Genomic DNA, 6,224 nt, shown 5'->3' on the forward strand with positions numbered 1-6,224 from the left:
CGGAACAGCTCGATTTCCTGTACGTCAAAGGCCCAACCGGCAGCTCCATCGAGTTACGGCCGGGCGTAGCATACTGCTTTCGGCAGTTCTACGAGCTTTTGACCGACCTATTCCGAGGTGCTTGGCTCCGCTTGGTGCGCGCTCTACCGAAAAACCAGCCGATCCTGGGCTCAACGACGGACCTGGCTGAATTCCTGTTTGGGAGTGAACGTGCGAACCTTGCCGCGCTGCAACCGGTGCTCGAAGACCTACAGCACGGCCGCTGTTTCTACTGCTCCAGCCCACTTCGACGCGGCGCCAGCCAGGTCGACCACTTTATTCCCTGGTCGCGCTATCCGGTTGATCTGGGCCACAACTTCGTATTAGCGCATGACTCGTGCAACGCGGCAAAGGCTGATCATGTGGCATCCACGGAGCATCTGGCGTCCTGGCGCGAGCGTAATGATGAGTTTGGTCCTCAACTGGGGTTTGCTTGCGAAGAACGTCAGATGGTCGCTAATCTGACAGCGTCTGTGAAAGTGGCGGAATGGACATACGGGCAGGTTGCCAACGCCAACGGGCTCACCTGGCTCAAGGGGAAAGAGTTGATTCCCCTGCCGGCAGGCTGGCATCGCTATTTGGACGAATTGCCTGGACTATAGAGGTTTTGCCCCATGTCGCTTATTGACCGGAAACCGGCTCTGCCCGACTATCAGGCATTAATGCTACCGCTGCTCCGTTCACTTGAAGACGGCAACCTTCATACGATGCGCGACGTGACCGCGACCCTGGCCGAAACCATGTGCATCAGCAAGGAAGATCGAGTGTTGATGCTACCGAGCGGTCAGCAAACGATTTTTGCCAATCGAGTCGGCTGGGCGAAGACCTATCTGAAAAATGCGGGCCTACTTTCAAATCCATCGCGAGGTAAAGTTCAGGTTACTGAAGCTGGCCGGCGCGCGCTGGGACAGAATCCCGAGCGGATCGACAACGATTTCCTTGAGCAGTTTCCAAGCTTTGTCGAGTTCAAATGCAAGCGTTCTGACAGCGACGAGCCACAAACCAGCACACCAACATCGGACACTCCACTGACGCCGTTGGAGCTACTGGACAGTTCCTACCAGCAGCTCATTAAGGTCACAGTCGAAGATTTGCTGACCAAGATCAAAGAAGCATCGCCTGCCTTCTTTGAACGCACTGTGGTCAAGTTGCTTCGGGCGATGGGCTACGGCATTTCGGGCGACAGCGTGACGACCGGTAAACCAGGTGATGGCGGGATCGACGGGGTTATTCGCGAAGACAAGCTTGGGCTCGACGTGGTATGCATTCAGGCCAAACGCTGGGAAGGACCTGTGGGCCGGCCAGTTGTTCAAGGCTTCGTCGGCAGTATGGATTACTACAAAGCCACCAAGGGAGTGATCATCACCACTTCGTACTTCACGGCCGATGCCACCGAGTTTGTCAGTCATATCCAAGGTAAGCGGGTCGTTTTGATCGACGGCGAGCAAGTCGCTAAACTGATGATGGCTCACAACGTGGGCGTCACGACAACGAAGCTCTACGAGTTGAAGGAAGTTTCGCACGACTTTTTCGACGAAGATGACGGCTAATCGCGCCTAGTGTTGGAATACCGGTTATGGACGACCTTGACCCCAGCGACTTCGACGCAGGAATACGTGCGACAGTCCTACGGCTCTGGGAAGCCGGCTTCAGGACCTTTACCTGTTGCCAAGGTGGCCGTGGTCACGCGTTTCGCAATCCGACCATCGGCATCGACCTGGAGGGCGATTATTTCGCCTTGCGCACGCGACTGGCTGCTTTTCTCCATGCTGAAGGCTGCCGCGTCTTCGAAATCAGCCTGATCACTTGCTACGACGAGGAACACGAGCAAGGCCAAGATTTCATGCACGTTGAGGGTCTCGACCTGCTTTCACCGGAAATCCGCAGTCAGGCGATTAAGCGCATTCAGCGCCAGGAAAGACGGTTGGAGCGTGAACTTGCGAAGTATCTGGGCCTTTCGACTGACGGCTAGGCACTTGCTTTTTGCCTCAGCTTCCAGCGGCGCTGCTTGACGGCGTTCACCGTGCGTTTGGTCTTTCGAGCTGCCTCTGCCGATGGCAAAGCCGAGAGCAATGCGTCTTCCGCAGCCGACCAAGGACGGCCAGCTTTCGGTGGTCTGGTTCCACGGCGGCGATGAGCCTCGCTCATCTTGCGGCGGGTTTCGTCGGTGTGGCGTGTGCCCAACTTGGATTGCCGCATTTTCTCGACAACCGCAGCCGACCGTCGTTTACCGCGCAGGGCAGCGGAGATCTTTGCGCGTCGTGCTGGATCTCGCGATTTTAGAACGCCTGCTGCTCGGGCTTTCTTGCCGGCTGTGCCCAGGAAGCTCAGCGAGCGTACGGCCCGCGTTCCATCAGTGTCACCCGAGACGCCAAGCAGCCGTTTCCAATTTCGCACGGTGCAGGGCGCAATGCCCCACCAGTGGCACACCGCTGGGCCCGACTCGCGGCTAAGAGCCCGAGCTAGCCCCTTGTAGAGCACCAGCGACTTAGCACCATTGGCTTTGCCGATGGGCCAGGGAATGCGGCCTCCGCTCAAGCCCACGATCCGGACCTGGCCGCGTGCTGCGTCGGTGACGCGGGCGCCGTAGCGGAATTCGGGCGTCTCGTAGCGACCGAAGCGGAGGCGAAAGCGTTCTTGGGTGAGCATCATCGGCGCCTTTCGCCGCTTCGGCCTGCGCTAAACCGTAACGGCGTGAGCTGTGGAAGTTGCTGATGGAGCCTTTTCATCAGCGTTGGCGCGCGTAGTTTCTCGGTGCCGTGTTTCTGATTAGCTTTTGTACGCGCCAACCAAGGTAACTCAATACGCTCCTTCCCTGTCTTTTTTGAAACGAAAGCCAGTTAAAAGCATTTCGTTCCAGGCCTTGTTGTCGTCGTCAGCGGCGGCAAGTAAATGAGTTGCTAAGGTGCGTGCTTGGGCGCGATTCAAACGGAGTCCGACCGTCTGAAGAGCCTTGATATCGTCAGCATAGTCTTCTGTCGGTGAAACACGAGTACAGCGAAGCTGCTTCGTGATGCGGATGCTTTGGAATGATTTGGTCCGAGGTCGACGCACGGCAAGCCGCGCCCCAGATTTTAATAGCGGTCGAGATTTCATGATGCCTCCTGGTATGGCCAAAGAAACCACGCATCCAACGTAACGGCATTCAAGCATTTTGCTGACCGGAGGGCCAACAGTCAATTCGCGAGAAAGCTTGAAAATGTTGCCAAGCCGAAAGCTGCCGGGTAGTACCCCTGGCAGTCGGCGATGCCCAATTCTCCGAGTGTCGCTTCGGCGGGGCCGAAAACGCCGGACACCAAATGCCGAGACCAAGAAACGGCGCGGAAAATACGCGTCACCGCGCCCTCGCCCGTTTGCCGAAAGAGATCGGCAGTCGGGCGGCGGCGCGGCACCCCCAGCATGCCCAACGACCGTCATGGCCCAAGGAACGGCTGCCGGTGTCGTGGTAGAATGCGCTGACCATCCACTCGTTGGAGGCTGAGCATTTTGGCATTGGCCTTCACGTCGAGTCTGCGGCCGTACCGCGTGTGTCCCGACGCAGGGTCGTGTCCGTGATTACCGGGACATAGGCGGATTCGCCTGCCTTGGATTCGGCAACGGCCTGGGCTTTGGCTCGTGTGGAGGTGAAGCCGTCCTTCTCCGTTTGGCCCAGATCGGCTTCAAATTGCTTGGCAACGTCATCGGTGCAAAAAGCCCAGGGCCGATGCCGTGTAACGTTTTGTCTTTAGGCCGTCGTGTAACGTGCTCATGCTGTATCTAGTCGGCTGGGCATCGGTTGTGACCGTCAACACGCATGTGCTAGAATGCAGCGCACATTGCTGCCGCAACCAATCGGAAGGGTGACTATGACAACGCCCCCGCCCGTCGAATCACAGATAAACACCGCCAAGCGTCTTCACAAGATTTTTTCCAATGCGAAAGCACAGCCGACCAATATCACGGTTCACGTCGTATGGCGGCGAGTTCTTATCGATGACACCGTCCAACCAAAGACGCCACTGAACAACGAAACAACATTTGTTCTTTATCGCTCGCTAAATGCGATTGTGGATGCTTTGGATGAGATTACGCAAGCCATTCGTGACACACGCCCCGACGAGGCAGAACTGTATCTGCGGTGCATTGAGCCGTTAAAGGCGGTGGCCACGCCACACAATCTAAACGACGGATGGGCTGCAAGTGCTAAGCATTTAACCAGCGAGGTGCTCTTTCAGCTAGAGTTATGTGCTAATTCGTTACCCAAGGGTTACGAACTTGGGGCGGATGAAATACGTGATATTAAGCAAGCTGTGATGGAGCTAATTGAGCAAGTTAAGGCAAGCGATCTAGCTAAGCCGCTCCGCAGATGGGTTTTGGATTTGTTGTCGAGTGTTTTACGCTCTATTGACCTGTATGACATCCATGGGGCCAAGGCGTTCGGAGACTCGCTTGCCTCGATGATCGGGCAATTTGCGATGCATCAAAAGTCTTGCAAGGACGTAGCGGCCAAACATAAAGGCATTTGGCAAAAGCTGGTGTCCATCGCAGGTACACTAAATACTATTGTCATCAAAGCTAAGGAATGGTATCCGCTTCTTGAAGCTGGTAGACAAGCCACTACGTTGTTACTTGAACAGCTAAATGATCCTGGTGCAGGGCCGCCCTCATTGGATACCCCACCGTCTACGTCATTAGAGCTGCCGCCGTCCAGCTCATTGGTGCCGCCAAAATCTGGCTAAATGCCAATAACCTTGCCAAGCCACCAAATGGTGGCCGGTTTCCAGCGACACCAAATGGTACTTTGCACGGAGCGGTTGACTGGCCTGCCTAGCAGCCTGTTGAAATATTCGGTTTGGCCACGACGCTAGCTGCAAAAACGCCGTGCGCCACGAAGCTAGCAACCCCTGTTGCGGGATTATTTCAACAGGCTGCTAGCTAAAAATTGCGCTGCTGCTTTGGTCGTTCGACTGGCTTGCCGCTTTCGATGATCGTCTCCGTAAACTGAGACGCTTTTTTGAGCCGCCTGGCTTTTTCAGCCAGGTACCGGTAATTACCCGCATGGATGCCATGCGATTCTCCCATCCATGCCTGGTAGTTCTTGGCACTTATCGCGAGTTGCAAGCAAAAATCAGCCGACGGTACGTGGGCATCAAACCGACTGCCACATTTATAGTTCTTGAACCATCGCATCCATTCCGTCGAACCGGGTTTCGGTGCGTTGTCTTTGAACATTGGCCCAAGCTCGGACTCCTGACGCATCTGCGCGGTAGCGTGGCAACTCATGCACGAGCTTGAAGAATTATCTACCGGCCCGTTGAGTCGGCCGTTCCAGCCTAAGTGCGTAGGGGGAAGCTCTTCATCGTCTTCATTGATAATCGTTTCGCGCAATTTCGGGTTTCTAATCGTTTTAGAAGGGTGCAAATTAACATTGTGCTCGGTAATGTCAGGATCGTTGCCCCATTGAAGCCCTACCGGTACCAAGTTATCCCAGCTCGCGGGCCGTGCACCTTTTCGTCGCCCGTTATACTGAAACGTGCCAAACACCCAACCGCACGGTGACTGGTCATCCCTGACCATGATGTCCATCTGAATAAGGGCAAGGTCTTTGAAGACTCGAGTGTTCGACGCAAAAGTCTCCGTGATGTATGCGCGCCAGATCAGCGGGGTCGCAAGGCTCGGCACTTGTGCAGTCGGAATGTCTGCGAACAGGAGTTTGAAGATCACTGCCCCGTGTTGAAATTGCGCATCGCCAAGGTTTGGCTTCTTGGATGGCCAGGTCTGACCAATGGTGTACGCTGCCGACCTATTGTAAAATGCAACGGCGTACGTTTGCCCCGAGGCGGTTTGCGACACAGCGAGCTGCTGTGGCTGAATGGGGGCTTCTTTCGTAAGCCCATGCACGCCCTCACGCCCCATCGGACTAAAATGCTGCCACGGCATGTGAAACCAGTATGGGGGTTTGGATTTAGCGACTTGAAAATCGTCTTCGACATTACCTCCAGCGACATTGTCTTTGAAGCAGTAATCACGCACCTCTATGATGTAACGCCGCCATTCCTTACGGAAGTCAACCTTCAAAAACGCCGGAAGTACGTCTGGGCCGGATGGTTTGGCGGGATAGTCCTGACTCAAGCGGAAAACCCGGCCCTCGTAATCGCCAGGGGGCGGCAGAAAACTGAAATCTGGGTAGAGATTCGCGGGTCGGT

The 6,224-nt window shown here is 55.5% G+C and carries 7 protein-coding genes; 4 read left to right on the top strand and 3 right to left on the bottom strand.

Features of this window, described 5'->3' with window-relative positions; genetic code table 11:
* The 3 genes from VGG64_24615 to VGG64_24625 all read left to right on the top strand — a co-directional run.
* Nucleotides 1–641, top strand: a 641-nt coding sequence (locus VGG64_24615; protein HEY1602810.1) for an HNH endonuclease, incomplete at its 5' end; no start/stop codon positions are given.
* A gap of 12 nt (nt 642–653) precedes the next feature.
* Nucleotides 654–1,589, top strand: coding sequence for a restriction endonuclease (locus tag VGG64_24620; GenBank protein ID HEY1602811.1), 936 nt, complete (start codon nt 654–656; stop codon nt 1,587–1,589).
* Nucleotides 1,590–1,615: 26 nt separating this feature from the next.
* Nucleotides 1,616–2,011 (top strand): hypothetical protein, encoded by a 396-nt coding sequence (locus VGG64_24625; protein HEY1602812.1) that lies wholly within the window; start codon nt 1,616–1,618, stop codon nt 2,009–2,011.
* On the opposite strand, the gene VGG64_24630 is transcribed toward VGG64_24625, so the two are convergent.
* Together VGG64_24630 and VGG64_24635 are read right to left on the bottom strand one after the other, a co-directional pair.
* Nucleotides 2,008–2,688, bottom strand: coding sequence for an NUMOD3 domain-containing DNA-binding protein (locus VGG64_24630; protein ID HEY1602813.1), 681 nt, complete (start codon nt 2,686–2,688; stop codon nt 2,008–2,010). The two genes, VGG64_24625 and VGG64_24630, sit on opposite strands and share 4 nt — an antisense overlap.
* 150 nt (nt 2,689–2,838) lie before the next feature.
* Entirely contained in the window at nt 2,839–3,135 is a 297-nt protein-coding gene (locus tag VGG64_24635; GenBank protein ID HEY1602814.1) for a hypothetical protein, read from the bottom strand.
* Nucleotides 3,136–3,884: 749 nt separating this feature from the next.
* On the opposite strand from VGG64_24635, the gene VGG64_24640 reads away from it, so the two are divergent.
* Nucleotides 3,885–4,757, top strand: coding sequence for a hypothetical protein (locus tag VGG64_24640; GenBank protein ID HEY1602815.1), 873 nt, complete (start codon nt 3,885–3,887; stop codon nt 4,755–4,757).
* A 196-nt stretch (nt 4,758–4,953) separates the two neighbouring features.
* Here VGG64_24640 and VGG64_24645 read toward each other — a convergent pair.
* Nucleotides 4,954–6,224 (bottom strand): hypothetical protein (locus VGG64_24645; GenBank protein HEY1602816.1); only part of this gene is annotated, 1,271 nt, incomplete at its 5' end.

The organism is Pirellulales bacterium (assembly GCA_036490175.1).
Lineage (GTDB): Bacteria > Planctomycetota > Planctomycetia > Pirellulales > JACPPG01 > JACPPG01.

Coding starts and splice junctions, on each gene's coding strand:
- VGG64_24635 (HEY1602814.1), bottom strand. CDS start 3,135: ATGAAATCTCGACCGCTATTAAAATCTGGGGCGCGGCTTGCCGTGCGT.
- VGG64_24620 (HEY1602811.1), top strand. CDS start 654: ATGTCGCTTATTGACCGGAAACCGGCTCTGCCCGACTATCAGGCATTA.
- VGG64_24640 (HEY1602815.1), top strand. CDS start 3,885: ATGACAACGCCCCCGCCCGTCGAATCACAGATAAACACCGCCAAGCGT.
- VGG64_24630 (HEY1602813.1), bottom strand. CDS start 2,688: ATGCTCACCCAAGAACGCTTTCGCCTCCGCTTCGGTCGCTACGAGACG.
- VGG64_24625 (HEY1602812.1), top strand. CDS start 1,616: ATGGACGACCTTGACCCCAGCGACTTCGACGCAGGAATACGTGCGACA.